The sequence below is a fragment of the Streptomyces sp. NPDC058464 genome (assembly GCF_042721035.1).
GTDB lineage: Bacteria > Actinomycetota > Actinomycetes > Streptomycetales > Streptomycetaceae > Streptomyces.
The window spans coordinates 21833-45824 of sequence record NZ_JBHXMA010000060.1 but is presented as its reverse complement, the minus strand read 5'-3'; the positions used below and the strand labels follow the sequence as shown (position 1 = coordinate 45824).

General features: G+C 70.8%; 21 protein-coding genes. 10 read left to right on the top strand and 11 right to left on the bottom strand.

Annotation, left to right across the window (positions count from 1 at the left end; genetic code table 11):
* Positions 1 to 81: 81 nt before the first annotated feature.
* Positions 82 to 522 carry a hypothetical protein gene (locus ACFWPQ_RS46645; RefSeq protein WP_384049758.1) on the bottom strand — a complete coding sequence of 147 codons (441 nt, stop codon included), beginning with the start codon at positions 520 to 522 and terminating at the stop codon, positions 82 to 84.
* 142 nt (positions 523 to 664) lie between these two features.
* On the opposite strand from ACFWPQ_RS46645, the gene ACFWPQ_RS46640 reads away from it, so the two are divergent.
* Together ACFWPQ_RS46640 and ACFWPQ_RS46635 are read left to right on the top strand one after the other, a co-directional pair.
* On the top strand, positions 665 to 1804 hold the full coding sequence (locus ACFWPQ_RS46640) for a PP2C family protein-serine/threonine phosphatase (protein WP_384049755.1): 1140 nt from the start codon (positions 665 to 667) through the stop codon (positions 1802 to 1804).
* A gap of 391 nt (positions 1805 to 2195) precedes the next feature.
* A complete protein-coding gene (locus ACFWPQ_RS46635) occupies positions 2196 to 3251 on the top strand; it encodes a hypothetical protein (RefSeq protein WP_384049753.1) in 1056 nt (351 codons plus the stop codon).
* Positions 3252 to 3266: 15 nt separating this feature from the next.
* Here the strand turns inward: ACFWPQ_RS46635 and ACFWPQ_RS46630 are convergent, their stop codons facing one another.
* The 3 genes from ACFWPQ_RS46630 to ACFWPQ_RS46620 form a co-directional block, all read right to left on the bottom strand.
* Positions 3267 to 5237, bottom strand: a complete 1971-nt coding sequence (locus ACFWPQ_RS46630; RefSeq protein ID WP_384049751.1) for an Ig-like domain repeat protein — start codon at positions 5235 to 5237, stop codon at positions 3267 to 3269.
* Between the two features lie 174 nt (positions 5238 to 5411).
* Positions 5412 to 6176 (bottom strand): NPP1 family protein, encoded by a 765-nt coding sequence (locus tag ACFWPQ_RS46625; RefSeq protein WP_384049748.1) that lies wholly within the window; start codon positions 6174 to 6176, stop codon positions 5412 to 5414.
* A gap of 326 nt (positions 6177 to 6502) precedes the next feature.
* Positions 6503 to 6688 (bottom strand): hypothetical protein, encoded by a 186-nt coding sequence (locus ACFWPQ_RS46620; protein ID WP_361285656.1) that lies wholly within the window; start codon positions 6686 to 6688, stop codon positions 6503 to 6505.
* A 112-nt stretch (positions 6689 to 6800) separates the two neighbouring features.
* On the opposite strand from ACFWPQ_RS46620, the gene ACFWPQ_RS46615 reads away from it, so the two are divergent.
* The 4 genes from ACFWPQ_RS46615 to ACFWPQ_RS46600 all read left to right on the top strand — a co-directional run bounded on the left by ACFWPQ_RS46615 (position 6801) and on the right by ACFWPQ_RS46600 (position 11854).
* Positions 6801 to 8144, top strand: a complete 1344-nt coding sequence (locus tag ACFWPQ_RS46615) for a tetratricopeptide repeat protein (protein WP_384049745.1) — start codon at positions 6801 to 6803, stop codon at positions 8142 to 8144.
* A gap of 184 nt (positions 8145 to 8328) precedes the next feature.
* Entirely contained in the window at positions 8329 to 9936 is a 1608-nt protein-coding gene (locus ACFWPQ_RS46610) for an amidohydrolase (protein WP_384049742.1), read from the top strand.
* A gap of 140 nt (positions 9937 to 10076) precedes the next feature.
* The gene (locus tag ACFWPQ_RS46605; RefSeq protein WP_384049740.1) at positions 10077 to 11081 is read left to right on the top strand and encodes a permease; all 1005 of its coding nucleotides are present in this window, start codon (positions 10077 to 10079) and stop codon (positions 11079 to 11081) included.
* On the top strand, positions 11078 to 11854 hold the full coding sequence (locus tag ACFWPQ_RS46600) for a TIGR03943 family putative permease subunit (RefSeq protein WP_384049779.1): 777 nt from the start codon (positions 11078 to 11080) through the stop codon (positions 11852 to 11854). The genes ACFWPQ_RS46605 and ACFWPQ_RS46600 overlap by 4 nt, the downstream gene beginning before the upstream one ends.
* Here the strand turns inward: ACFWPQ_RS46600 and ACFWPQ_RS46595 are convergent.
* From ACFWPQ_RS46595 to ACFWPQ_RS46580, 4 genes are all read right to left on the bottom strand, one after another.
* Positions 11851 to 12648, bottom strand: coding sequence for a hypothetical protein (locus tag ACFWPQ_RS46595; RefSeq protein WP_384049737.1), 798 nt, complete (start codon positions 12646 to 12648; stop codon positions 11851 to 11853). The two genes, ACFWPQ_RS46600 and ACFWPQ_RS46595, sit on opposite strands and share 4 nt — an antisense overlap.
* Positions 12649 to 12778: 130 nt before the next feature.
* Entirely contained in the window at positions 12779 to 13318 is a 540-nt protein-coding gene (locus tag ACFWPQ_RS46590) for a MarR family winged helix-turn-helix transcriptional regulator (protein ID WP_384049734.1), read from the bottom strand.
* Between the two features lie 148 nt (positions 13319 to 13466).
* Positions 13467 to 14381 (bottom strand): SDR family oxidoreductase, encoded by a 915-nt coding sequence (locus tag ACFWPQ_RS46585; protein WP_384049731.1) that lies wholly within the window; start codon positions 14379 to 14381, stop codon positions 13467 to 13469.
* Positions 14378 to 15022 carry a TetR/AcrR family transcriptional regulator gene (locus ACFWPQ_RS46580; protein ID WP_384049728.1) on the bottom strand — a complete coding sequence of 215 codons (645 nt, stop codon included), beginning with the start codon at positions 15020 to 15022 and terminating at the stop codon, positions 14378 to 14380. The genes ACFWPQ_RS46585 and ACFWPQ_RS46580 overlap by 4 nt, the downstream gene beginning before the upstream one ends.
* Before the next feature lie 305 nt (positions 15023 to 15327).
* On the opposite strand from ACFWPQ_RS46580, the gene ACFWPQ_RS46575 reads away from it, so the two are divergent.
* Complete coding sequence (locus ACFWPQ_RS46575; RefSeq protein ID WP_384049725.1) at positions 15328 to 16158, top strand: alpha/beta fold hydrolase; 831 nt, start codon at positions 15328 to 15330, stop codon at positions 16156 to 16158.
* A 216-nt stretch (positions 16159 to 16374) separates the two neighbouring features.
* Here the strand turns inward: ACFWPQ_RS46575 and ACFWPQ_RS46570 are convergent, their stop codons facing one another.
* The 3 genes from ACFWPQ_RS46570 to ACFWPQ_RS46560 form a co-directional block, all read right to left on the bottom strand.
* Positions 16375 to 17076, bottom strand: a complete 702-nt coding sequence (locus ACFWPQ_RS46570) for a hypothetical protein (RefSeq protein WP_384049723.1) — start codon at positions 17074 to 17076, stop codon at positions 16375 to 16377.
* 118 nt (positions 17077 to 17194) lie between these two features.
* On the bottom strand, positions 17195 to 18115 hold the full coding sequence (locus tag ACFWPQ_RS46565; protein ID WP_384049720.1) for a radical SAM protein: 921 nt from the start codon (positions 18113 to 18115) through the stop codon (positions 17195 to 17197).
* Between the two features lie 356 nt (positions 18116 to 18471).
* The gene (locus tag ACFWPQ_RS46560; RefSeq protein WP_384049776.1) at positions 18472 to 18714 is read right to left on the bottom strand and encodes a hypothetical protein; all 243 of its coding nucleotides are present in this window, start codon (positions 18712 to 18714) and stop codon (positions 18472 to 18474) included.
* A gap of 107 nt (positions 18715 to 18821) precedes the next feature.
* Between ACFWPQ_RS46560 and ACFWPQ_RS46555 the strand changes: the two genes are divergently transcribed.
* From ACFWPQ_RS46555 to ACFWPQ_RS46545, 3 genes are all read left to right on the top strand, one after another.
* On the top strand, positions 18822 to 19565 hold the full coding sequence (locus tag ACFWPQ_RS46555) for an XRE family transcriptional regulator (protein WP_384049717.1): 744 nt from the start codon (positions 18822 to 18824) through the stop codon (positions 19563 to 19565).
* A 2-nt stretch (positions 19566 to 19567) separates the two neighbouring features.
* Complete coding sequence (locus tag ACFWPQ_RS46550; RefSeq protein ID WP_384049715.1) at positions 19568 to 20038, top strand: NUDIX domain-containing protein; 471 nt, start codon at positions 19568 to 19570, stop codon at positions 20036 to 20038.
* A 389-nt stretch (positions 20039 to 20427) separates the two neighbouring features.
* On the top strand, positions 20428 to 23991 hold the full coding sequence (locus ACFWPQ_RS46545) for a DEAD/DEAH box helicase family protein (RefSeq protein WP_384049712.1): 3564 nt from the start codon (positions 20428 to 20430) through the stop codon (positions 23989 to 23991).
* The last annotated feature ends 1 nt before the right edge of the window (position 23992 follow it).

The window sequence follows — 23992 nt, the reverse complement described above, 5'->3', positions numbered from 1 at the left end:
CGTGAGGGCAGGGGCCCAGGGCCGGGGCCACGCGTACGCCGCGCCCACCGGGCGGCGGCGCCGCTACCGGATGCGGTTCCGCTACCGGATACGGTTCCCGGCCGCGTCCTCGTGCGTGTAGAACCGGTAGAACATCAGGATGAACGTCACCGCCGCGACCGCCAGCGACATGCCGACGGACCTGAGGACCGACTCCCCGGTCTGGCTGTACAGGAAGCCGAAGGCGATGCCCGCGAACGCCGTCCACACCACCGCGTGCAGCTCCCGGCTCAGCCGTGGGGCATAGGTCAGCAGGGCGAACAGCACCACCGCGAAGACGAGTGCGGACAGGAAGCCGAACAGCAGGTTCCCGCCGGTGATGGGCCCGCCGCTGCGCCGGTTCGCCGCGGCCCAGTCGCCGTAGATCAGCCCGGTCACCACGGGCACGGCCACCCGGGCCCTGGCGTGCGTCTGCGCGCTGAACACGTCGGGCGTACGGCCGCCCCGGGGCATACCGCCGGACGTGGGTGCCGCTTGAGCCATGAGCGTGCTCCTCTCTCCTCGCCCCCACCCTCCAGAGCACACCTGCGGGTACCCCCTGGCAAGTCGGTCGGCACGAGAACCCGTCCCCCGAGCCGTCCCGTACGACGTGCGGTGCGTCCCCGCCCGTGTTTCCCTGACTGACGTGACCGACCACCAGGCCCTGCGGCGGTGGAAGGAGCTGCTGCGGGCCAGGGGCCGGAGCATCGCCTGGGTGGCGCCGCTCCTGCTGCTCGCCGGGATCACGGCGGTCGACCTCAACACCACGGAGCGGTTCCGGATCATCTCCTGGATCGTCCTGGTCCCCGGTATCGCGGCGGCGGTCTGCGGGGTCTTCGCGACCGCGGTCTTCGCGGTGCTGTCGGTCCTCGACTACGTCGCCGTGGACAGCGCCTGGCCCCACCAGTACCAGGCCGGGCTGCCCGACTTCATCCTGGTCGCCTTCGCGGGGCTGCTGGCCATCCTCGCCTGCGCGGTCCGCAGGAACAGCGAACGGCGGATGCTGCACATGCGGGACATCGCCGAGACGACCCGGCGTACCGTGCTGCGGCCGCTGCCGCCGGGGTGGGCCGGGATGGACCACGCGGCGGTGTATCTCGCCGCCGACACCGAGGCCCGGGTGGGCGGCGACTTCTACGACATCCAGCCCGGGCTGTTCGGCACGCGGGTGCTGGTCGGGGACGTCCAGGGCAAGGGGCTGGGGGCGGTGGAGACGGCGGCGGCGCTGCTGGGGACGTTCCGTGAGGCGGGGTACCACGAACGGGACCTGGCGACGGTGGCCGACCGGCTGGAGACCCGGATGGTCCGGCACCGGCGGCACACGGTGGCGCTGGGCCGCGACGACGGGGACCGCTTCGCGACCGCGGTGCTGCTGGGGTTCCCGCCGGGGGCGCCGGATGTGGTGGAGATCGTCAACTTCGGCCACGAGCCGCCGTTGGCGGTCGGACCGACGGGGGTGCGGGCGCTGCCGCCGGGCGGCGGACTCCCCCTGGGGATGGCCGACCTGACTCCGGCGACCGGTCCGCCACCGACCCTCACGGTCACCCTCGCCGCCGACGAGACGCTTCTCATCACCACGGACGGCGTGACGGAGGCGAGGAACGCGGACGGCGTGTTCTACGTCCTGCCCGAGGCGGCCGCGCAGGCCCCCGCCCCCGACCCGGCCCACCTGGTCGCCCACATCCGCGACAGCGTCCTGCACCACACCCGCGGCCACCTCTCCGACGACACCACGATCTTCGCGGTGCGCCGAGCCGTTTCAGCGACTCCGACAGCAACCCCCTAGGGGCGCTGGGGGTACCCCCGGCCGAAGGCTGGGGGAGGAACTGCGCGACGAGCCACAACGGTGCTGCACTCCGCAACCGGCCGGCGTTCCAACGGCGGGTACCGGCAGCTTCGGCACCGCCGACTTCCACCGTCGTGACCGAGCACCGCCGCGGCGGAAAAAGAGGCAGGTGGGCATGGAAGGCAGGAGAGAAGAAGGAGCGGTGGAGAAGAGGGCGACGGGAAGGGGGAGGCGGGGCTGGGCTCGTGGTGGGGGATGGGAAGGGGGAGGCGGTGTCGGGGGGCGTAGCGGTTGTAACCCGGCCCAAACCTTCCCCGCGCACTCCGCTTTGCAAGCGCAGCGGTTACCGTGCTGACGTAAGTGAAGCCGGGGAACAAAGGGGGAGGGTCCGATGCCCGGAACCGTGCTGCTGATCGCCGCCTCGCCGACAGGCAAAGCGCGTCTGGTGGACGCGGCCTCCGTGCTCCCCGTGCTCGCGGCCGTGCCCCCGGCGATACTCTCCGGCACCGAGACCGCCAACGTCGTCGAACTCGCCGACCCCCTGGAGCCGCAGGCCGTGCTGACCCGGCTGCGGGCCGCGGCGGCCGCCCCCGGTCCGCTGACCGTGTTCGTCACGGGCCAGCTGCACCTGGACCGCAAACAGCGGCTCCCGCATCTCGCGCTCGCCCGGACCACGCCCGCCACCGTCCGCTACACCGGCCTGCCCTGGCACTGGATCCGCGAGGAGCTGCGGCTGCGCCCGCCCGGTGCCACCACCCTGGTCGTCGATCTGCACGCGGACCCCGAGACCTGGCAGTACCTGCTCACCACGCCCCTCGACTCGGGGCGCAACAACGCCGTGCACGGGCGGATCGCACCGCAGGCCGCGCGCCGGGCGGTCGCCGTACCGTCGTACATGAAGGCCGTGGCGACCGTGTTGCGGAGCGGGCACCGGCCGGCGATGGCGGAGCTGCACCGGCAGGTGCTCGCGCGGCTCGGGGCGGACCTCGCCTCCGACCTGCTGCTCAGCACGCACACCCCGGACAGCGGGGATCCCCACGACGCCATCAGCGCGGCCGTGCGGGACGGGCGGTACGCCGAGGCGGACGGGCTCGCCGCCCGCTGGGAGGAGGCGGCCGCCCGGGTGCACGGGCCGGCCTGCGAGGACGCCCTGCACTGGTCCGAGGTACGGGCGGACCTCGCGATGTTCGCCGGCGACGCGGCGCGCAGCTGCCGTACCTGGCTGACCGTGGCGCACTCCCGGCTGGCCGCCGGGCAGCCGGCCGACGCACCGGCCGTCGAGGCGGCCGCGGACCGCGCCCACCACCAGTGGGGCGCCATCAAGGACACGGCGCGGGCCCGTGAACTCGGGCCCGCGCTCGCGGAGTTGAGACTGCGGGTGCCGGGCCGCCGGGAGGGTGCGCTGGAGAACGTCCAGCAGCACCTGCGGCAGCTTCAGACCAGCTGAGGCACCGGCACGCGGTCAGCTCGTGAAGGTGAAGTACTTCCAGGCCCCGTACGTCGTGGAGTTGACCGTGTCGCCGGACGAGCCGTTGATGTAGTCGGAGCGGACCCGGAAACGCCAGCCGACGTCGTCCTTGTGGCTGCCGGTGAACTCGACCTGGGAGATCCCGCTGGTGGCCAGCGCGAAGTACTGCGAGGTGTCCGAGTACCACGTGCCCTGGTAGTAGACCTGGAAGTCGAACCGCTGGGCACGGCCGCTGTAGTACGGCATCTTGGTCGTGAACAGCGGGTTCTTGGTCTTGTGGAAGACGTAGTACTTCTGGCCCCACGCCGACTTCGTCTTGTACTGGCGGCTGACCGTCATGGAGACGCTGACCTTCGCGCCCACCGTGCTGGACACCGACCGCGGCTGCCAGCGGGCGTCGCCGGTGAACTTCGCGGTGACCTTGGTGTCCCGCTTGAGGTCGAGGACCACGGACAGGTTGCCGTGCGAGTCGACCTTGCCGGACTTCGCCAGCTTGTTGGGCTTGTCCGAGCCGAACGGGTCGGCCCAGATCTCCACCGTGCGGTTCTTGTACGTCGTGCCGAGATGGGCCGTGAACTTCACGTCCTTCCCGTACGCGTACACCTTGCCGTTGTTGTTCAGCGTCAGCGTCGGCTTGGCGCGGGAGACGTCGACGGTGTCCTTGCCGGAGGCGGCCGCGTGCTCGGTGTCGCCCGCGTAGGAGACCTTGTACGTCACCTTGCCGCCGGCCGGCGGGGTGTCGGTGAAGGAGTAGGTGCCGTCCGCCTTGAGGGTCGCCGAGGGCAGCGCCTTGCCGTTCGGGGACTCCAGGTCGGTGCGGACGACCGTGAGCTGCGCACCGGCCGGGATCGCGACCGTCGAGGAGACCTTGCCGGTGACCGTGAGCTTCTTGGCGCGCGTCGCCGTCGCCGGGGCGTTCACCGTGACGGTGGTGGCCGCCTTCGTCGGACCGTCGTACTCGCGCAGGGAGTAGACGCCGTTGTTGTTGTACGACACCGCGAACAGCCGGGACGCGTCGGGCGTCCAGGCGAGGGCGGAGGGGGCGAGTTCGTCGCCGCCGCTGCTGCTGCCGGTGGTCGGGAAGTCGTACTCCCGTACCGCGGTGGTACCGCCCGGCTTGTAGACGAAGATGTCCGGGTTGTACAAGCCGTCGACGCCCGCCGCGACCGTGCCGTCAGGGGCGACGGCCACCGCGTTCGGGTAGGTGTCGCTGGCGTAGCTGCCGTCGGCGCTGAGGTCGGCGGTCTTGAACACCGGGTGGGAGTACGGATAGCCGCTGGCCACGATGACGTCCTTGCCGTCCGGTGTGACCGCGATGTCCCGGGTGTACTCGCCGGCGCCGGCGGAGGCCAGCTTGCTCGGCGTGCCGGAGGTGACGTCGTACGAGACGACCTTGCCGGAGCTGTCGCCGATCTCCGCGCCCACCAGGATGTCCGAGCCGGGAGCCGCGTCCAGGATCGGCGCGTTGTACCAGCCGTTGTCCAGGTCGAGGGTGACCTCGTGCTGGTCGCTCGCCAGGTCGACGGAGCCGATGTTGCCGGCTGCCGGGTTGCCGTAGCCGAACCACAGCTTGCCGCCCGCGAGGGCGACGCTGCGCGGCATGTCGCCCACCTGGTAGCGGGTGGTCTCGGTGTCGGTGGCCGTGTCGATCACGGCGATCGCGCTCTCGCCCTGGACGGCCGCGTAGAGCGTGCCGGAGTCGGCGGACAGTTCGAGGCCGTCGACGCCGGACAGGTTGGTGGTGAGCTGCTTGAGCACGGTGCCCGAGTAGTCGGTGACGACGATCTTGCCGTTGCCCGGGTCGCTGATGAAGACCTGCTGGTGGGCGCCGTCGACGACGATGTCACCGAGCGACTTGACCGGCAGGAGCGCGCTGGTGTCGGCGTAGGCCGGAGTGGCGGCCAGGGCGGCGGAGCTGAAGAGGACGGCCAGAGTGGTGGCGGCCGTGACGGTGCGCATACGCACGCTGATTCGAACCCCCCGGATCGAATGTGAGTGGGCGCCACGGAACGCGGCCCATGAGTGTGCGAGTCCTCTTGTGTGAGTTCTCTGTGGGCCGCGTGTGGCGGATGCAACGAAGACTAGGTCATGCCACTGACAATCGGCATCCGGGATTCACCGGCGGGGGGCGGGAGTTGGTCAGGCGTACGGGTCGAACGTGATCGCGCTCGGCTTGGCCTTGTTGAGGTGGTCGTCGAACTTGGCGTCCTGGAGCGGGAAGTTGGCGTCGCCCCAGTCGGAGGCGTTCAGGATGTCGCGCAGGTTGGACGCCATGTTGTCCCAGGTGAGCAGGTTCTCCTGGTGCCAGGCGGCGTCGTCGTTCTCCGGGGTCTCGCCCCACTTGGCGAACCGGAAGTCATGGGTGCTCAGGCCGTCCTTGTGGTAGACGACCTGGACGCGCTGGCTGCTCATCGGGACGTCGGCGACCGCCTCGGTCTCGAAGTCGCCGTGCTGGGAGGCGGACAGGTACGACGGGTAGTCGGCGCCCTGCTTCACCCAGACGACGATGCACTCCCAGTCGTGGCGGTGCCCGATGCCCGGGGAGGCCTCGTCCTTCTCGAAGTAGCTGGCGTAGATGATCCCGCACCAGCCGTTGTTGCACTTGGCCCGCGAGTAGGTGTTGGCGTGGTCGAGATGGCCGGTGCGGCAGCTGCCGGTGACGGAACCGGTCGGCTTCAGGCCGCCGTTGAGGTTGCCGTCGGGGTCGATGGCGGCGGCGGGGTAGCAGCTGTCCGTGTCGTAGTCGTACAGCGGCTCGAAGAACTTCTGGAACGTGGTCGCGTTCTCCGGGAGGTTCTGGAGCACGCCGGCGGAGGCGCTGAAGGGGAGGGCGAGGGTGAGCGCGGCGGCGCTGCCCGCGACGGCGGCGGCTCGGCCGAGGCGGCGGGTCCTGCTTCGGGACATCGGGGGGCTCCAGTCGACGGTCCGGGGTGCGTGTGCGTGTGCGTGTGTGCGTGTGCCTGTGCGTGGGCGCGGTCCGTTGGTACGGTCCTTTTCGTCCCGGACATGACATCCGGGTGCGTGGACCAAGACTGGCAAGTTGAGAGTTCAATGGAAGGGCTTTCTGTCAAACAGGGAGCGGCAATTCGTGGAACTGATCAACGTGCGCGCACAGCAGGAAAGCCCCCGGCGGGACAGGGGGAGGGTCCCGCCGGGGGCGATCGTGGGGTGTGGGGGGATGTGAGGGTGATGGAGTGTGGGGCGGCGGCCTGGTGGCGGCGGGCGGGCTCCTAGTGGCCGGCGGTGTGCCGGGCGGTCGCCGAGGTCGGCGAACCGGGGGAGTTGTCCGTCGCTCTGGCCGGACCGGCGTTGGCGGCGGTGATGAGCGCGGCCACGGCGATCACGGCTGCCACGACGCCGCGGGCGTACCGTGCGGTGGGGCTTGCGGTGGGGCGTGCGGATGTGCGTCCGGGCACGGCGACCTCGCAACGACAGGGGCGGGTTAAGCACGTTTAATTCGCGGTTTAACCTAGGGGTAGGCAGAGTGCAACGGCAAGGGGTCCAGGGGGAGTTGGGGGTAATGACAAGATGCAGGAACGGGACGATCCGGAGACCGTCGGGCGGCGGGTGCAGCAACTGCGCACCGAGCGGGGCCTGACCCAGCGGCAGTTGGCCGAACCGGCCTACACGCCCGCCTACATCTCCACACTGGAGGCCGGGCGGGTGCGGGCCTCCGACGAGGCGCTGCGGCACATCGCGGGCCGGCTCGGCGTCGGCTTCGAGGAGCTGGCCAGCGGGCGCCCCGCGCGCCTCGCCACCGACCTGAGGCTGCGGCTCACCGAAGCGCAGCGCACCCTGGCCACCGGCGAGGCCGAGGCGGCCGCCGCCCAGTACGCCGCCCTCTTCGAGGAGGCGGAGGCGCACGGGCTCGCCGTCGAGCAGGCCACCGCGCTGCTCGGGATGGGCGAATGCGCCCTGGACACCGGTGAGCTGGGCCGGGCCAGGGAGTTCTTCGAGCGGGCCGAGCTGTGGACAGCCGACGAACCGCTGCCGGTGCGCGTCCCGGCGATCCGCGGCCGGGCGGTCAGCCACTACCTCGCGGGTGAACTCCGGTACGCCGTCTACCTGCTTGAGACCACCCTCGACGAACTGAACCGCAGCGGCCTGCACGACCCCGACGCCCTCCTGCTCCTCTACGCCTCTGCCATCGGTCCGTACATGGACATGGGCGCCCACGCCCGCGCCGCCCAGGCCGCCGAACTCGCCCTCGCCCTCGCCCCGCAGGCCGGCGACCCCGCGCTGATCGCCCGGATGCACCGCTCCGTCGCCCGCACCCTGCTCGCCGAGGGCCGGGTCGCCGAGGCCGACGCCTCCCTGGCCAAGGCTGCCGAGCTCTACCGCCAGCTCAAGCTCCGCACCGAACTCGCCAACTGCCACTGGATGCGCGGCTACGTCTACGCCCAGAACGGCGAACTGGAACGCGCGGAGAAGGAGTTGCGGGAGGCCCTCGCGATGCTCTCGGAGACCCGCGCCGCCCTGTACCGCAGCCAGGCGGCCGTCGAACTGGCCGACGTCCTGCACCGCCGGGGCAAGTCCGACGAGGCCGCCGAACTGCTGCACGACGTGCTCGGCGACTTCTCCTCCGAGCGCGGCGCGGTGCACTCCGCCGCCGCGCACCGGCTGCTCGGCATCATCGCCGAGGACGCCCGGGACACGGAGGCGGCGGAGGAGCACTACGTACGGGCGCTGAGCCTGCTGGAGCGGGCGGGCGCGGCGGGCGACCTGGCGGACCTGTGCCGCCTGCTCGGCGACCTGCTGCGCCGCACCGGCCGGGTGGAGGCGGCGCTGGACGCGTACCGCACCGGACTCGGCCACCGTACGGCCCCGGGCACGACGACCCTGGGACCGGCACCGGCCCAGCCGCCGTTGTAGCGGACTCCGAGTGGGCCCGGCATCTGTCTCATGATCTGCATGCCGGGCCGCTCGCATGGCGCACTTCCTGCGCGAGGACCCTGGTTATGGCGGCGAATCACCGATCGGCTTCTACAACAGTCTCGTCAGCGAAACGCGAAACCCTCGCAACCTTCGCAACGCTTTCGAGCTGAGGGAGAAGACGATGACCGACCACGGAGCCGACCTGCTGATCCGCGCCGGCGCGGTGCACACCCTGGTGCCCGGCCAGGCCCCGCAGCGGGCGCTCGCCGTGCGCGGCGACCGGATCACGGCCGTGTCCGCCGACCCGCACGGCCTCGACCACCTGGTGACCGAGCGGACCGAGGTCCGTGACCTGCCCGGCGCCACCGTGCTGCCCGCCTTCGACGACACCCACACCCACCTGATCTTCGCCGCGCTCGGCGCCCAGGACGTCCCCGTCCACCAGGCCCGCACCATCCCCGAGTTCCTGGACCTGATCCGGCAGCGGGCCGCGGTCACCCCCGAGGGCGAGTGGATCCGCACCACCACCAACTGGCAGGAACTGAACCTGGCCGAGCGCCGCATGCCCACCGCGGCCGAGCTCGACACGGCCACCGACCGGCACCCGGTCCTGGTCAAGCGCGGCGGCCACAACGACGTCGTCAACAGCTACGCGCTGCGCCTCGCGGGCATCACCGAGGACACCCCCGTGCCGCCCGGCGGCACCATCGGCCGCGGCGCCGACGGCAAGCTGGACGGCCGGCTGGTCGACAACGCCCTGCACCTGGTCGAGCGCCTGGTCCCGGCCCCGGACCGGGCCCAGCGCATCGAGGGCCTGCGGATCGCCACCCGCGACTACGCCGCCACCGGCATCGGCACCGTGCGCGACTGCGCGGTCGCCCCCGAGGACTACCGGGTGCTCCGGGCCGCCCGCGAGGCGGGCGCGCTGCACACCAGGGTGCGCGCGCTGATCTCGGCACTCGGCATGACCAGCGCCGCCCAGGTCGAGGAGCTGCTCGACGTCATGGAGGAGTGGCGCGACACCTCCGACCCGTGGCTGTCGGTGTGGGGCGTGAAGTTCGGCCTCGACGGCGGCCTGGAGGCCGGCGCCACCGAGGAGCCGTACGCCTGCGACCACTCCTTCTCCGGGATGCTGATCTGGGAGCCGGACGCGCTGGTCGAGGCCGTCGAGGCGGTGGTCAGGCGCGGCTGGCGGGTCGGCACGCACGCCTACGGCGACCGGGCCGTCCGTACCCTCCTCGACGTCTACGAGCGGGTCCTGGAGCGCAACCCCGGCCTGCCCGCCGGCACGCTGGTCATGGAGCACGGCGGCCTCGCCGGCCCGGAGCAGCGCGCCCGCGCCGTCGCCCTCGGCATCCCCGTCACCATCCAGCAGCCGCTGCTGCACGACACCGCCGAGGTCGAGGAGGTCTTCTGGGGCCCGGAACGGGTCGCCCGCCTCTTCCCGGCCCGCGGCTGGATCGACCTGGGCGCCCAGGTCAGCGCGGGCTCCGACTTCCCGGTCGGCCAGTTCGGCGCGATGCGCTCGGTGTGGGGCATGACGACCCGGCAGACGGTCATCGGCGTCAAGGGCCCCGAGCACGCGATCTCGTACGAGGAGGCGCTGACCCTGCACACCACCCAGGCCGCCCACCTCACGGGCGAGGACCGGGAACGCGGCACCCTGACCCCGGGCCGCTGGGCGGACTTCACGGTGTGGGACCGGGACCCGGCGAACGCCTCCGGCGAGGAACTGCGGGACCTGAGGCCGACGCACACGGTTGTGGGCGGTGCCCTGGTCGCTCCGTGAGCGGACGCGCCCCTTCAGGGGCGCGGGGCCGTATCGATATGCGGCTCCGCCGCGTGGGCGCGACCAGCCCCCACCGGCCCGCACTCGACACACAGCAATCTCTGTGCCGAGCAACAGCCCCATTCACTAGCGTCCCCCACGTGCAAGACCAACGGACAGTCGCCGACGGCCTGCGTCTCCTGACACGGGCCGTCGTCCACGTGGTCCTCGGCGGCACCGCCCTCCTCGCCATCGCGACCGTCGCCTCGGTCCTGGGCCCGACCCTCGCCCTCGACCTCTACACCCCACCGGTCGCCGCCTGGTGGACCGTGTTCACCGCGGTCGCCGTCCAGGGCGTCCCCTTCCTCCTCCTCGGCACCGTGGTCTCCGCGGCGATCGGCGCCTTCGTCCCGGAACGGGTCCTCACCCGCCTCCTCCCCCGCAACCAGGCCCTCGCCGTTCCCGTGGCGGGGGCCGCCGGCGTCGTCCTGCCGGGCTGCGAGTGCGCCTCCGTCCCCGTGGCCGGCAGCCTGATGCGCCGCGGGGTCGCCCCCGCCGCGGCCCTCGCCTTCCTCCTCTCCGCACCGGCGATCAACCCGGTCGTGCTGGTGGCGACCTCGATCGCGTTCCCCGGCCGGCCGGAGATGGTGCTGGCCCGGCTGCTCGCCTCCCTCGGCACGGCGGTGGTGATGGGCTGGCTGTGGGCCCGGTTCGGCCGCGACGACTGGCTGCGCCCGCCGCGCACCGCCCGGGACTCCCACGCCACCGGCCCCCGCGCCTTCGTCACCGGCCTCCAGCACGACTTCCTGCACGCCGGCGGCTTCCTGGTGCTCGGCGCGGCGGCCGCGGCGACCTTCAACATCGCCGTGCCCCGATCGGTCCTCGACGTCTTCACCGGCTCGGCGTGGACCGCCGTCCCCCTCCTCGCGGTGCTCGCCGTCCTGCTGTGCGTGTGCAGCGAGGCCGACGCCTTCGTGGCCGCCTCGCTCAGCGCCTTCCCGGCCACTGCCCGGCTGGCGTTCATGGTGGTGGGCCCGATGGTCGACCTGAAGCTGATCGCCCTTCAGGCGGGCACCTTCGGCAGGCGCTTCGCACTCCGCTTCTCCTCGGCGACCTGGCTGGTCGCGTTGTCCGCCAGCGTCCTGGTGGGGTGGTGGCTGCTGTGAGGCGGTACGGCGGACCGGTCCTGCTCTGCCTGGTCGGCGCGGCGGTCCTGCGGATCACGCTCCTCAGCGACCTGTACCTGCGGTACGTGCAGCACGCGCTGCGCCCGTACCTGATCGTCTCCGGGATCGCGCTGATCCTGCTGGGCGTGACGACGGCGGTACTGAGAAGCCGCACGGGGGGCGGCGAGGACGACGGCGAGGACGACGGCGAGTGCGACGGCGAGTGCGACGGCAGCGACGGCGAGACCCATGACGACGGTCACGGCCGGCACGGTGCCGCCGGTCCCCGGATCGCCTGGCTGCTCACCCTCCCGGCTCTCGCCCTGCTGCTCTTCCCTCCCCCGGCCCTCGGTTCGTACAGCGCGGGGCGCGAGGCGACGCAGCGGGCGGCACAGGGCGTCGGGGCCTTCCCGGCGCTGCCGGCCGGGAACCCGGTCGCGCTGACGCTCGCCGAGTTCAGCTCGCGGGCGATCTACGACAGCGGGCGCTCGCTGAGCGGTCGTACGGTCCGGATGACGGGCTTCGTGACGCACGGCTCCGGCGGCACCTGGTACCTGACCCGGCTCATGGTCACGTGCTGCGCCGCCGACGCGACCACCAGCAAGGTCGAGATCCGGGGCGAGGACGCGCCGCCCACCGACACCTGGGTCACCGTCACCGGCACCTGGCATCCCAAGGGCAGGCTGGGCTCGGACGCGGCGTGGCCGCCGGTGCTGGACGCGGGGTCGGCGAGGACGGTGAAGCAGCCGTCGGACCCGTACGAGACGCCCTAGGCCTGCGCCCGCCCCTGCTCCCGGACCTGGGCGAGCCGTTGGACGCCGATGTCGAGGGCCTGCCCGGTGGTGTCGTCGGGGAGGGTGCCGAGGGCGCCGGCGGTGAGGACGATCGCGTCGTCGCCCACCCGGACGACGGCGACGTCGAGGGTGAGGGTGGTGGGGGCGTCGGCGGCGGAGGGCTGCGCGGTGAGGGTGATCCGCAGTCCCTGGCGCGCGTCGCCGAAGTCCCGTAGCCCGGCGTCGGCGACCTGGACGGCCTCGGTCCCGGCCGCGGTCGTCTGCGCGGTGAACTGCGCGCAGGTGCTGGGCAGGGTCCGCAGCCAGGCCAGGGTGCGGTCGACGTCGGCGGAGCGGCTCGCGTCGACCTGGTAGCGGAGCTGGGCCGCGTCGTCGCCGTCGTCGAGGGCGGTGACGGCCTGCGGACCGGCCGGGGCGCCGAGCAGTTCGTCGGTGTACAGGGCCTCCAGGAGGCGCTGGCAGCCGGGTTGGCCGGTGGTCGCCTTGAGCAGTCCGTCGTGCCAGGTGGCGGTCCCGTCCGCGGCCGTCCACGGCACGCCCAGGTCGCTTTCGCCGATCAGCGCGGCCTGTGCCTGATCGGGGGTGAGCGCCGGGGTTCCGGTTCCGGTGCCGGTGCCGGTGCCGGGTGAGGCGGCGGGGCTGGCCGGGGCGGGCCGTTCGGCGGCGGTCGGCGCGGGGGCGGGGGCGTCGGCCTTCGGCGGCCCGGCGGCCGTACAGGCGCTGACGGCGGTGAGGAGGCCGGCCACGACCAGGCCGGAGGCGGTGACTCTCATGACGGGGCCTCCCCGGGAACCAGGAGCGGAGCGGAACGCGTGCTCTCACGGCATCACCCCTCGGGCCCGTCCACCACCGCTCCGGTCCGTCCGGGTGAGGCGTGCCCGGTGGGGCAACCGGGTCGGCCGGTCACCGGGGGGCGGCGCGGTCGCGGGGGCCGGGGGGCCGGCGGCCGCCCGAGCGGGGGGCGCGGGCGGCGGGGAGCTGCCGCAGGCGTTCGGTGTGCTCCTGCTGGATGTCGCGGGTCCGGGTCAGGTAGTCGGCGACGAGGGCGAGTTGCTCGGGTGTGTAGCGGGGCAGGAGGCGCTCGGCGGTGTCGGCGAGGAACGGGCCCAGCAGGCCGTAGGCGCGTTCGGTGAAGTCCGGGGTGGCGCGCACGACGGTCTTGCGGCGGTCGGTGGGGTGCGGGCTGCGGGTCAGGTAGCCGAGCTTCTCCAGGCGGTCGAGCATGGCGGTGACGCTGCCGGTGCTCAGGCCCAGCTTGGCGCTGAGCGTGCGGGGGGTCGTCTCCTCGACGTCGAGCAGGATCTCCAGGCAGCGCAGATCGGTCTCGTTGACGCCCAGCAGCCGGGCGACCTCGCGGTCGAAGTCGTCGACGGCCGCCTGGTAGCTCTGGACGACTCTGCCCAGGTCCGGGCCGGACGGACCGGGTTCCCTTTCGCCTGACATTCGAGGGGCCTCTCTGCTCTGCACGGTGATGACGGGATCCAGGTCCAAGGAATCATGGGAGCAGTCATGTCGTCCACGGCAGCCCGGGCCCGCTCGGCGCCTGGCCGAACGGGCCTTCGCGGATCCCACGGGGGCGAGGTCGGGTGGGTCACAACGGGTCGCCGAGCGGTCCGTAGTCCTTCTCCAGGTTCCTGGCCCAGTGGGCGGCGAAGTCCGGCCGGCTGCCGTCGGCGTCGGTGAACCCGTACTCCTGGTACAGGCCCCAGGTCGCCAGCGCCCGGCCGGACTTGGCCATGACGTCCGGGTCCGCGGCCAGCGCGGCCACGGCCCGCCCCAGGTAGCGGGGGCTTTCGGAGTGGGCGAAGTTCGGGTCCTTGGCCACCCCCTCGCGCCAGGTGTCCTCGGTGACGCCGAAGTGTTCCAGCACGGCCTCCGAACGCAGGAAGCCCGGCGTGAGGGCCACCGCCGCGACGCCGTGCGGCCGGAGCTCGGCCGCCTGCGCGACGGCGAGCCGGATGACCGTCGACTTCGCCAGGTCGTAGAAGAACGAGCCCCGGTAGCGTGCGGTGTTGCCGTCGGTGACCTCGACGACCAGTCCGCTGCCGCGGGCGACCAGCAGGGGCAGCGCGAACCGGCTGGTGATCACATGGGTCTCCACCGCCTGCCGCAGCAGCCGCAGGCCGGTGTCGAGGTCCTGCTCCCACAGCGGGTGCTCCCAGTCGGTGAGCGGGTCGCCGCCCCAGACCGAGTTGACCAGGATGTCGAGCCGCCCCTCCTGCTCGGCGGCGATCCGGCCGACCAGGGCCCGGACCTCGTCGGCGCTGCTGTGGTCGGTACGGACCGGGATCCCCAGGCCGCCCTCGGCGGTGACCTGCGCGGCGGTCTCCTCGATGGTCTCCGGCCGGTCCAGTTCGGAGCGGTCGCCGGTGCTGCTGCGGCCGGTGACGTAGACGGTGGCACCGGCGGCGCCGAGTCCGACGGCGATCCCCCGGCCGCCGCCGCGGGTACCACCGGCGACGAGGGCGACCTTCCCGGATAGCGGGCGTGTGTCGGTCGTCGTCATGATTCCTCGTTCCTGTGGTCCGACTGGTTCGTTGCGGGGCGGGAGGGGGTGCGCGAGGCGGGCAGGTGAGGGGAGAGCACGGCGTCGAGTTCCTGGCGCAGTCGCTCTCCGAGGGTGCCGTCGCGGTCGAGGGCCCAGGTCAGGCCCGCGCCCGCGGTGATCGCCTGAACGGTCCTGGCCAGCGCCGCGACATCGGTGCCGGTACGGAGTTCGCCCGCGCCGGCCGCCTCCGTCAGCAGGTCCTCGACCGCCCGGGTGCGGGCCCGGTGGACGGCCAGGGCGCGCTCGTAGAGCTCGGGGTCGGTGAGGTCCAGGCAGAGAAAGGCCAGATGGCGGGCGAAGCTCTCCGGTGTGGCCATCTCCGCCATCGTCTCCACGACCAGGGCCGACAGGGCCGCGAGCGCGGAGTCCCGGGTCCGGCGCACCCGCTCGATCAACTCGCCGGTGTCCGCCGTGGTCTGGTCGGCGAGCGCCAGGAGCAGGCCGTGCTTGGAGCCGAACCGCTGCACCAGGGTGCCGGGCACCAGTCCGACCTCGCGGGCCACGGCGGCCAGGGTGAGCCCGGCGGGACCCTCCCGGCCCATGACCCGGGCCGCGGCCCGCAGGATCACCACGTCGTCGACTCCCCGGGGACGTCCCACCAGCGCCGCCTCTCATGCTCCCGTTAATAAATGAACGTGCATTTATTAAAGCGCCCGGCCCGCCCGGGGGCAACTCGCTCCCTCGGGGAACCCGGTCGCCTACGATCGGACGGCCCGGTTCGGCAGGGGCGGCCCGGTCTCCGGTGGTGGTCCGCGTGTGCGGACCGGCCGCCGGAGAGGTTCAGCCGAGCGCCCACGCCCGTCCAGCCCCCGGCCGGCATCCGCCGCGCCGCGACGATCGCGACTGCCCGCCGGCGACCGACTCCACCCATCCGCAGTCCGGCCCAGAGTGTGCAGGAGAGATGATGGCTCACGAATTCGTGCGTGTGACGGGGCGGGAGATCGCCTACCGCCGCAGTTCCGGGCAGGGGCGCCCGGTCGTGCTGGTGCACGGCAACTCCTCGTCCTCCAGGACCTGGAGTCGTCTCCTGGACGGTGAGTTCGGGCGGCGCCACCGCTGCCTGGCCCTCGACCTGCCCGGACACGGGGCGTCCCCGGCGGCGGAGCCCGGGTCGGGCGTGTACTCGGTGCCCGGCTACGCCGCCGTGCTCTCCGGGTTCGTGGACGCGCTGGACGCGCGGGACGCCCTGATCGTCGGATGGAGCCTCGGCGGCCACATCGCCCTGGAGGCGTCCGGACTGCTCCCGGACGCGGCCGGCTACGCCGTGTTCGGCACCCCGCCCCTCGGCGGACCCGGCGACCTGGCCGAGGCGTTCCTCCCCAACCCGGCCCTGCAGATCGGCTTCACCGCGGACGTGGACGAGGACACCGCCCGCACCTACGCCGAGTCCTTCTACGCCCCCGGCTCCCCCCTCCCGACCGCGGACCTGGTCGCCGACATCCTGGCCACGGACGGCGCGGCGCGCAGCGACCTGGCCGCGAGCCTCGCGGGGGCGACCGCCGACGAGGTCGAGATCGTCGCGACCCTCGACAGGCCACTGGCCGTCCTGCACGGCGCGGGCGAACAGATCGTCAACCTGGCCTACCTCGACAAGCTGCACGCCCCCACCCTGTGGCGCGGCGCCGTCCAGATCATCCCGAACGCCGGCCACGCCCCCCAGGAGGAGACCCCGGCCGAACTCGCCGACCTCCTGGAGGAGTTCATCGCGGAGCTGCCGCAGAGTCCCGGCGCCTAACCCACCACCTACAGCGAAGCCCGTCGTGGCGGTAATGGCACCGTGATTTCACATCCCGCAGCCTCCGTGTAGCCAGAAGCGTTGCAGTTCAGAGGGCGTTCCGCTTGCTGAGGGGTGCTCCTTCTACGTGAAGCTGTCGTACCCCGCTACGCCTTGTCATTTCAGGCCTCCATGACCGGACCACCCGGAATGCTGTTCAGACTGAGGGTGGTCCGGTCATGTGCGCTTCTCCGTGGTGACCCCTCTGTGTTCGGCCCACGCCTGGCACGCGTCGACCATGGCCTTCAACCAGGCCACGTCGGACTTCCGGCCGACGGCGGCCCGGTACATCCGGAGGTTGGCGGCAGCGAAAGCATCGACCGCCTGAGGGGCTGCCTCACGCCATGCGGGCAACCGCTCTGCCCACTTCTCGGCATTGCCCGGGGTGTGCTCGGCTGCAACGAGCTGGAGTACCAGGAGGGCCGGATCGATGAACCCCGCGCCCCGGGTCGGCCATGCCCAGTCCACGGCCCACACTCGCCGCTTCACCACGATGAAGTTGCTCGGGTTGATGTCCGTGTAGAGAAGTGAGTCACCCCGGAACAGCTCGGCTTCAGAGCTGTCCGAGGCGAACCGGTCCCACCGCGTCTCGGTCCAGTCATGGGCGATCTGGGGGAGGGACAGCCGACCGATCTCGCCGATCGCGTCGACCACCAGGGCAAGGTCAGGCGAGTCCGGCGCGAAGTCGGAGGACCGGCCGTCGACTGCTTCGAAGCCCAGGACCAACCAGTCTTCGGCTTCCACATCCCACAGCAGGTGCGGGGAGATGTGCCCGAGGTAGGCGTTGATCCGTCTTTCCCTGATGAGGGACTTCCGTCGGCCGCCCGGCCGGTTGCGCATGGCCTTGACGAAGAAGGGACCCCTGGCGCAGTCGACCACGGCCGTCAGATCCGAGCTGAAGCCTCGCTCGGTCCGGTGGATCCCGGCCACGGGGCCCGTGTGTTCCTCGATCAAAGGGAGGATCGCGGATTCGGGAAGGTCGGTGTCCATGGTCCGTTCAGTTCCTCGGGGTGCACTCACTTCCAGGTGTCCCCGGAGAGCACTCGTCGTCGGTGTCGGGAGTACAGGACCGGGCGTCGTCGTTGTCCGGCCCGCAGGGGCTGTCGGGGCCGCAGCTGCGGGAGCCGCCGACGTTGCGCCCCGCTCGAATGGTCGCGTTGGCCCGCGACATCTCGGGGCCGCCGAGGATAGCGCCCAGCGGCGCATCCTGGACGTTTCCCACGCTCAGCCACGTGGAGAACACGCACGGGGAAACCGAGCCGTTCGGACCGATCGACGCGCGCCCGTCCCCGCATCGCCCACAGAGTCCGTCCGTGCACGGCTCCTGCCCGTTCGCCCCGCGCCCGAAGGGCCGGACGTAATCGACGCGGACGTTCCGCACGCCCAGGGCCGCGAGCTCCCGCTTCGTCTCCTCTCCGGCGTCGGCGGGATCGGAGACGATCACAGACACTCGGATCGGGATGTTCTCCGTCACCGCCTTCACGATGTTCGCTCGGGTGCGGGCGTGGCTGTTCCGTCCGGTGACCGCGTTGTGCGTGTCCTCCTGGCCGTAGTACGACGTGGCCAGGCTGACGTTGTCCCGCCGGAGGAGGCTCCACCAGTTCTCGTTCAGGTGGACCATGTTGCTGTACACCTCGACGGCCAGGCCGAGTTTCAGTGCGTGCGCGATCAGGGTCGGCGCGTCGGGGTGCAGGGTGACCTCACCCCCGGTGAACTGCACTCGGGGGACCCCGGCCGCGGCGGCTTCGTCGAGCACGCGCATCCAGTCCGCGATGGTCATCGAGCCGTGTGTTCCGTCCGGGCCGGACTCGTTGTGGCAGTGGCCGCAGGCGAGCTGACACTTCCGGGTGAGGTCCAGCCACACAAGACCGGGCGTGCCCGTGTCCGCGGTGATCGGCGCCTCTGCGACGACAGTCATGCGCTTCCCTCTCGTTCGTCGTTTCCGATTCGAGGTGTTGCGTATTGCGCCCCGCTCCGGGCGGAGCATGCGCGGTCTGGCCGCCAAGAGCGGGAGTTCAACTGGCGGGCTACTGACCCCAGTTATGAGAAAGGCCTGGTCCTCGTCCGTCCGCCACGGGGAAGCGACGGACGGACAGGGAGTTCTGGAGGCGTTTCGGAAAGCCAGCCCCGAACGGGGACGGGGGAGCCAAGGTATTGGCACCCCGTTCGGGGCGGCCGGTCTACTGGCTGATACCGAGGGCCGTGCCGCTCACCAGGCCACGCGACCCGCTGATAGCGACGATGAACAACCTCTGTGCCGGCCGATAACGCGCATCACAGGCCATCCCTGCTGTTGGCGTTCTTGATGGCAAGGCGGGCGCTCAGTTCCTCTCGCGCAGTTGGCGCCACCACGTTGTCCGGCCGGGCGTCCCACTCGACGCCGCCCCTGATGGGCCTTATCTGCAGCCGGTCGCCGACCTCACCCATGACGACGCCGATACGCCCATTGGCCGTGTCCTTCGCCAGTTCACCGATGCCTGGTCTGGTCTGCTGGTTGCTCGCCATGCGTACGAGCATTCCGCCGCTCACCAGGACGTCGGAACCTCCGACAAACCCCACTTCGGGACGTCCCGCATGGGGTAGAACGTCCCTAGTGTCGTCCCCAAGTGTTGGGAGAGATTGGGATGCCGAACGAGAGGTTACGTGCTGCCATGGCGGCCGGCGGCTGGACGTACAGCGCCCTCGCGGACAAGGTCGAAGTAGACCCAAAGTCCGTCGAACGATGGGTCAATTTGGGGCGTACGCCGCGCCGTGCCACGGCCATGTTGGCAGCGGAAACGCTAGGAGAAGACGTGCACGCACTATGGCCCGCGCTCCGGCAGGCACGCCCTGTCCGCGCTGTCAGTCCGGAACTTGTAGCTCTCTACGACCAGCGGGCGGACATCCCCGTGTCTACTTTCGTGGACATGCTGGCCCAGGCCCACGAGCACATCGACGTGTTGGTGTATGCCGCTGTCTTCCTGCACGAGGCGTACCCGCGGCTCAACGACCTGTTGCGAGAGCGAGCTGCCGATGGGTGTGCGGTCCGTATCGCGATCGGTGATCCGGACAGCGTGAATGTTCAACAGCGCGGCACGGAAGAGAAGTTCGGACACGGGATCGAGTCCCGGTGCCGACTTGCCCTCATGCACTACCGCCCCCTCGCCGGGGTACCTGGCATCGAGGTGCGGACCCACGCCACCACGCTCTACAACTCGATCTATCGTGCCGATGACCAGGTACTGGTCAATGCCCACGTCTGGGGCGTGAACGCCTACGGTGCTCCCGTGTGGCATCTTCGGCGCAGCGGAGAGGGCGGCATGTTCGATACCTACGCCAGCAGCTTCGACGCAGTGTGGGAGACCGCGACGCCGGTAACAGAAGGGTGACCATGGCACGGACCGAGTACTTCGACGACCCAGCAGCACCAGAGCCGAACAGCTTGGTGGTCGCCGCGTCCGCCGTGGTTACCGACGACGAAGGGCGCGTGCTCCTTCAGCGCCGCCGGGACAACGATCTCTGGGCGCTACCTGGTGGCGGCATGGAGATGACCGACTCACTCCCGGGAACGGCCGTCCGTGAGGTGAAAGAGGAAACGGGTCTGGACGTAGAGATCACCGGGCTCGTGGGCACGTACACCGACCCTCGCCACATCATCGCCTACACCGACGGTGAGGTGCGCAGACAGTTCAACGTCTGCTTCACCGCCCGCATGGTCGGCGGCCTACTCGCGATCTCGGACGAGTCTACAGAGCTTCGGTTCGTCCAGCCGGAAGAGATCGATCAACTGCCGATGCACCACACGCAGCGTCTCCGGATCCGTCATTTTTTGGAGCACCGTGAGCGGCCATATCTCGGCTGACCTCGTAGGTGTAGATCTGACGCTCGCCGTGCCTTCCGCTCCATACCCGGGGTCTGCTGGCGCCTGGGCCTCGTCGCGTCAGCCTGACGAGATGGGCCTTCGCGGCTAGGGTCAGTGCACTGCTGTCGGCTGACCGACACCTGCCTTCGAGCCTGTGTACAGCGATGATGAAGAGGTGCAAGATCTTGCAGACATCGAGGGCCGGGACTTCGGCCAGGTCCCTTGAGGCGTGCGTCAGCCGACGATGAGGCAGTTGACCGGCAAGTTTGCCCCCCTCGTCACCAGTACGAGTTTGCCGCTGAGTCGACGATATTCCAGACCTCCCCATGCGCCCCTGCCTAAACTGGACCCCCAATTGGTAAGGCGGAAGTAACCGGGGGAAGGGCAGCATGGACGACCGGCTTCGCGACTTCGCGAAGGGTTCACCCAACTTCGGGGTGCTGTATCAGCACCAGCCGCTGCTCTCCCTGTACGGGGCTTCCGCCGAAGCGACCGTGTTCACGAACCCCAATTCCTCCCTGGTCCAGGCGGGCCAGTTCGGCGAGGTCCTCGCCGAGGAGCTGGTCGCCCGTATCGGGATGCGGATCGAAGGCGACCGGCAGATTGACCGGCTGACCGCTCTGACCAGGGCCGGAGTCCTCGTTCCGGAGATCCGCGACGACTTTGACCGGCTGCGCCGCGACCGGAACAGGGCCGCCCACAGCCACCTGTTCGACACGGCGCGGGCCCTGGCCGCCGTGCGGATCTGCTATCGGCTCGGCCTATGGTTCCACGACGCTATCGACGGTCGGCGGACTGTCGCCGAGTTTGTGCCGCCCACGGACCCCGGTGACAGCGCTCAGATCACGGACCCGGCAGAGCTGGCAGAGCTGCGCGAGGCACTCGACGGCCACCGCCAGGCGCTCACGCAGGCCCGCATGCGGCTCGCCGAGGCCGGCGACGCGCTTGAAGCCGAGCGCAGGGCGCGGGCCGAGGCCGAGAACCTGATCGCCAGCGCCGACGCCAACAAGACCGAACTGCTCGCACAGGTCGAGCAGTTGAGCACCCAAATCGAAGAGCTGCGCACCGCCCAGCAGGCGAAGTACGAGGCCGCTCGCAGGCAGCCGCGCACGGTCGACGCCAAGCGGCGCGAAGCGATCATCCACCGTGCCCAACGGCCCGCCGCACTCAACGAGGTGCAGGCCCGCGAAGCCATCGACGAGATGCTGCACGCGGCGGGATGGGTCGTCCAGGACCGCGACCAGGTCAACCCGGGAGAGAACCAGGGCGTGGCCGTACGTGAGTTCACGCTGGCCACCGGCCGCGCGGACTACGTCCTGTATGTCGACGGCAGGATCGTCGGTGTGATCGAGGCTAAGCGGGAGGGCGACCACCTCTCCAGCGCCGTGGAGCAGAACGACCGGTACGCGGCCGGTGTTCTCAAGGAGCACCGGCTCGCCGTCTGGCGGGAGACGGAGCCGTTCGCGATCCGCTATGCGACGACCGGCACCGAGACCTATTTCATCAACCGCCTTGACCCCGACGCCCGCTCCCGCGAGGTGTTCCACTTCCACCGCCCCGAGACGGTGGCCGCCTGGATGCGTCGCGCCGACGAGACACCGGCCGCCCCTACGTTCCGGGCCGCCCTGCGCCGACTGCCCGCGCTGGAGCCGAACGGGCTGCGTCTCGCCCAGATCGATGCCATCAGCGGCCTGGAGAAGTCCCTGGGAGAGGATCGGTCGCGGGCACTGATCCAGATGGCGACGGGCGCGGGTAAGACCTTTACCGCCGTGGCACAGACCTACCGACTGCTCAAGCACGCTAAGGCGCACCGGGTCCTGTTCCTCGTCGACCGCAACAACCTGGGCAGGCAGGCGTACGACGAGTTCCGCAAGTTCACGACACCGGACGACGGCCGCAAGCTGTCCGACATCTACAACGTCGACCGGCTCGGGGCGGCGGGCCTCCAGGACACCTCGTCGGTGGTCATCTGCACGATCCAGAAGATGTACTCGCTGCTGCGCGGGGAGACCCTCGTCGATGACGAGCAGGCGGACGAGGCATCGGACAGCACGGCGTACGAGGACACGTACGCGACGGACCTGCCTATCGAGGTCTCCTACAACCCGAAGGTGCCGATCGAGTCCTTCGATCTGATCATCGTGGACGAGTGTCACCGCTCGATCTACGGCCTGTGGCGGGGCGTGCTGGAGTACTTCGACGCACACCTGGTCGGTCTGACCGCCACCCCCACACTCCAGACCCTCGGCTTCTTCGGCCGCAACCTGGTCTCCGAGTACACCTATCCGCAGGCCGTCGCGGACGGCGTGAACGTCGACTTCGACGTCGTGCGGATGCGGACCGACCTGCGCGAGAAGGGCGCCGCGACCATCGAGTCGGGCACGACGGTGCGGGTCAAGGACCGAAAGACGCGACGACAGCGCTACCAGGAGTTGGACGACGACTTCACCTATACGACCGGGCAGATCGGCCGCTCGGTGGTGACGGTGGACGAGATCCGGGCGGTGCTCACCGCGTACCGGGACAACTGGCGGCGCTGGTTCCCCGGCCGGACTGAGCTTCCGAAGACTCTGATCTTCGCGGTCGGCGAGGACCATGCGGAAGACGTCCTCGCCCAGGTCAAGGAGGTCTTCGGGCGCGGCGACGACTTCGCGAAGAAGATCACGTACAAGAGCCGCCAGGCCGGCGAGGATCCGGACGAGCTGATCCGCGCTCTGCGGACCTCACCCCGGATGCGGGTCGCCGTCACCGTCGACATGATCGCGACCGGTACGGACGTGAAGGCCCTGGAGTGTGTGATCTTCCTGCGCGAGGTGCGCAGCGCCGTCCTCTTCGAACAGATGAAGGGCCGCGGCGCCCGTACCATCGACGCGACCGAGCTCCAGGAGGTCACTCCGGACGCGGACGCCTCGGTCCGCAAGGACCGGTTCGTACTCGTTGACGCGGTCGGAGTTACCGACTCCCCACTGGTGGACGCCAAGCCGCTGGTACCCGCGGGCGAGCGGCAGGTCTCGCTGGCGAAGCTGCTGGACAAGGCCGGTACGAAGTCGATCAGCGCGAGTGAGGCCGAGATCCTGGCGGGGCGGTTGGCGCGGCTCAATCAGCAGTTGACGGAGGAGGAGCGCGAGCAGCTGACGCGCGCCTCGGGCGGCCGAACCCTGTCGGAGATCGCGGGCGCCATCGTGAAGGCGGTGGACCCGGACCGGCAGGAGCGGGCGCTGGAGCAGGGCGGCCAGGCGGCGGCCAGGCGGCTCGTGGAGGACGCGATCGCTCCGTTGACGGAGTATCCCGATCTTCGGCGGCACATCATCGAGATCCGGCGGGACAAGGACTACCTCTTCGACGAGTTCACGGCCGTCAAGGTGACGGACCTCGACGAGATCGCGCGGGAGGAGCGGGCCCGGGAGCAGGTCGGTCGCTGGAGCCGGCTACTGAAGGACGAGCGCGACCGCATCGCGGCCGTCAGCATCGCCCTGACAAGCCCGCGATCCGTTTCCCCTGCGGAGACGTACGCCGCGCTGAAGGAACTGGCCCTGGAGATCCGCCGCCCGCAGTACGCGTGGACGCCGCAGGCCCTGTGGACGTACTACGAGGACCTGGGCGCGGCGGTCCACTCCGACGGCGGCCGGGAGGCAGGAGTCCCTGATCTGATCTCGCTCATACGGTACGAGCTCGGGGTGGACGAGGAGCTGCGGCCCTACCGTGAGACGGTGGAGGAGCGCTTCGAGGGGTGGCTGCTCAAGCAGCAGCAGGCCGGGGCGGACTTCTCGGAGGAGCAGCTGTGGTGGCTGCGGTCCATACGGGACGTGGTGGCGAGCGACGTCGGGATCAGCACGGCGGAGTTCAACGCCGAGCCCTTCAAGGGAAAGGGTGGCGGGCGGGGGTTCGCGCACGCGTTTCCGGGGCGGGATGTTCGAACGTTGTTGAGTGAGCTGAATCGAGAGTTGGCTTGAG

What these genes read in the sequence shown, in the direction of transcription:
- ACFWPQ_RS46645 (WP_384049758.1), bottom strand. Translation starts at nt 522, where the DNA reads ATGGCTCAAGCGGCACCCACGTCCGGCGGTATGCCCCGGGGCGGCCGT.
- ACFWPQ_RS46635 (WP_384049753.1), top strand. Translation starts at nt 2,196, where the DNA reads ATGCCCGGAACCGTGCTGCTGATCGCCGCCTCGCCGACAGGCAAAGCG.
- ACFWPQ_RS46625 (WP_384049748.1), bottom strand. Translation starts at nt 6,176, where the DNA reads ATGTCCCGAAGCAGGACCCGCCGCCTCGGCCGAGCCGCCGCCGTCGCG.
- ACFWPQ_RS46615 (WP_384049745.1), top strand. Translation starts at nt 6,801, where the DNA reads ATGCAGGAACGGGACGATCCGGAGACCGTCGGGCGGCGGGTGCAGCAA.
- ACFWPQ_RS46610 (WP_384049742.1), top strand. Translation starts at nt 8,329, where the DNA reads ATGACCGACCACGGAGCCGACCTGCTGATCCGCGCCGGCGCGGTGCAC.
- ACFWPQ_RS46595 (WP_384049737.1), bottom strand. Translation starts at nt 12,648, where the DNA reads ATGAGAGTCACCGCCTCCGGCCTGGTCGTGGCCGGCCTCCTCACCGCC.
- ACFWPQ_RS46590 (WP_384049734.1), bottom strand. Translation starts at nt 13,318, where the DNA reads ATGTCAGGCGAAAGGGAACCCGGTCCGTCCGGCCCGGACCTGGGCAGA.
- ACFWPQ_RS46585 (WP_384049731.1), bottom strand. Translation starts at nt 14,381, where the DNA reads ATGACGACGACCGACACACGCCCGCTATCCGGGAAGGTCGCCCTCGTC.
- ACFWPQ_RS46575 (WP_384049725.1), top strand. Translation starts at nt 15,328, where the DNA reads ATGGCTCACGAATTCGTGCGTGTGACGGGGCGGGAGATCGCCTACCGC.
- ACFWPQ_RS46565 (WP_384049720.1), bottom strand. Translation starts at nt 18,115, where the DNA reads ATGACTGTCGTCGCAGAGGCGCCGATCACCGCGGACACGGGCACGCCC.
- ACFWPQ_RS46560 (WP_384049776.1), bottom strand. Translation starts at nt 18,714, where the DNA reads ATGCTCGTACGCATGGCGAGCAACCAGCAGACCAGACCAGGCATCGGT.
- ACFWPQ_RS46555 (WP_384049717.1), top strand. Translation starts at nt 18,822, where the DNA reads ATGCCGAACGAGAGGTTACGTGCTGCCATGGCGGCCGGCGGCTGGACG.
- ACFWPQ_RS46550 (WP_384049715.1), top strand. Translation starts at nt 19,568, where the DNA reads ATGGCACGGACCGAGTACTTCGACGACCCAGCAGCACCAGAGCCGAAC.
- ACFWPQ_RS46545 (WP_384049712.1), top strand. Translation starts at nt 20,428, where the DNA reads ATGGACGACCGGCTTCGCGACTTCGCGAAGGGTTCACCCAACTTCGGG.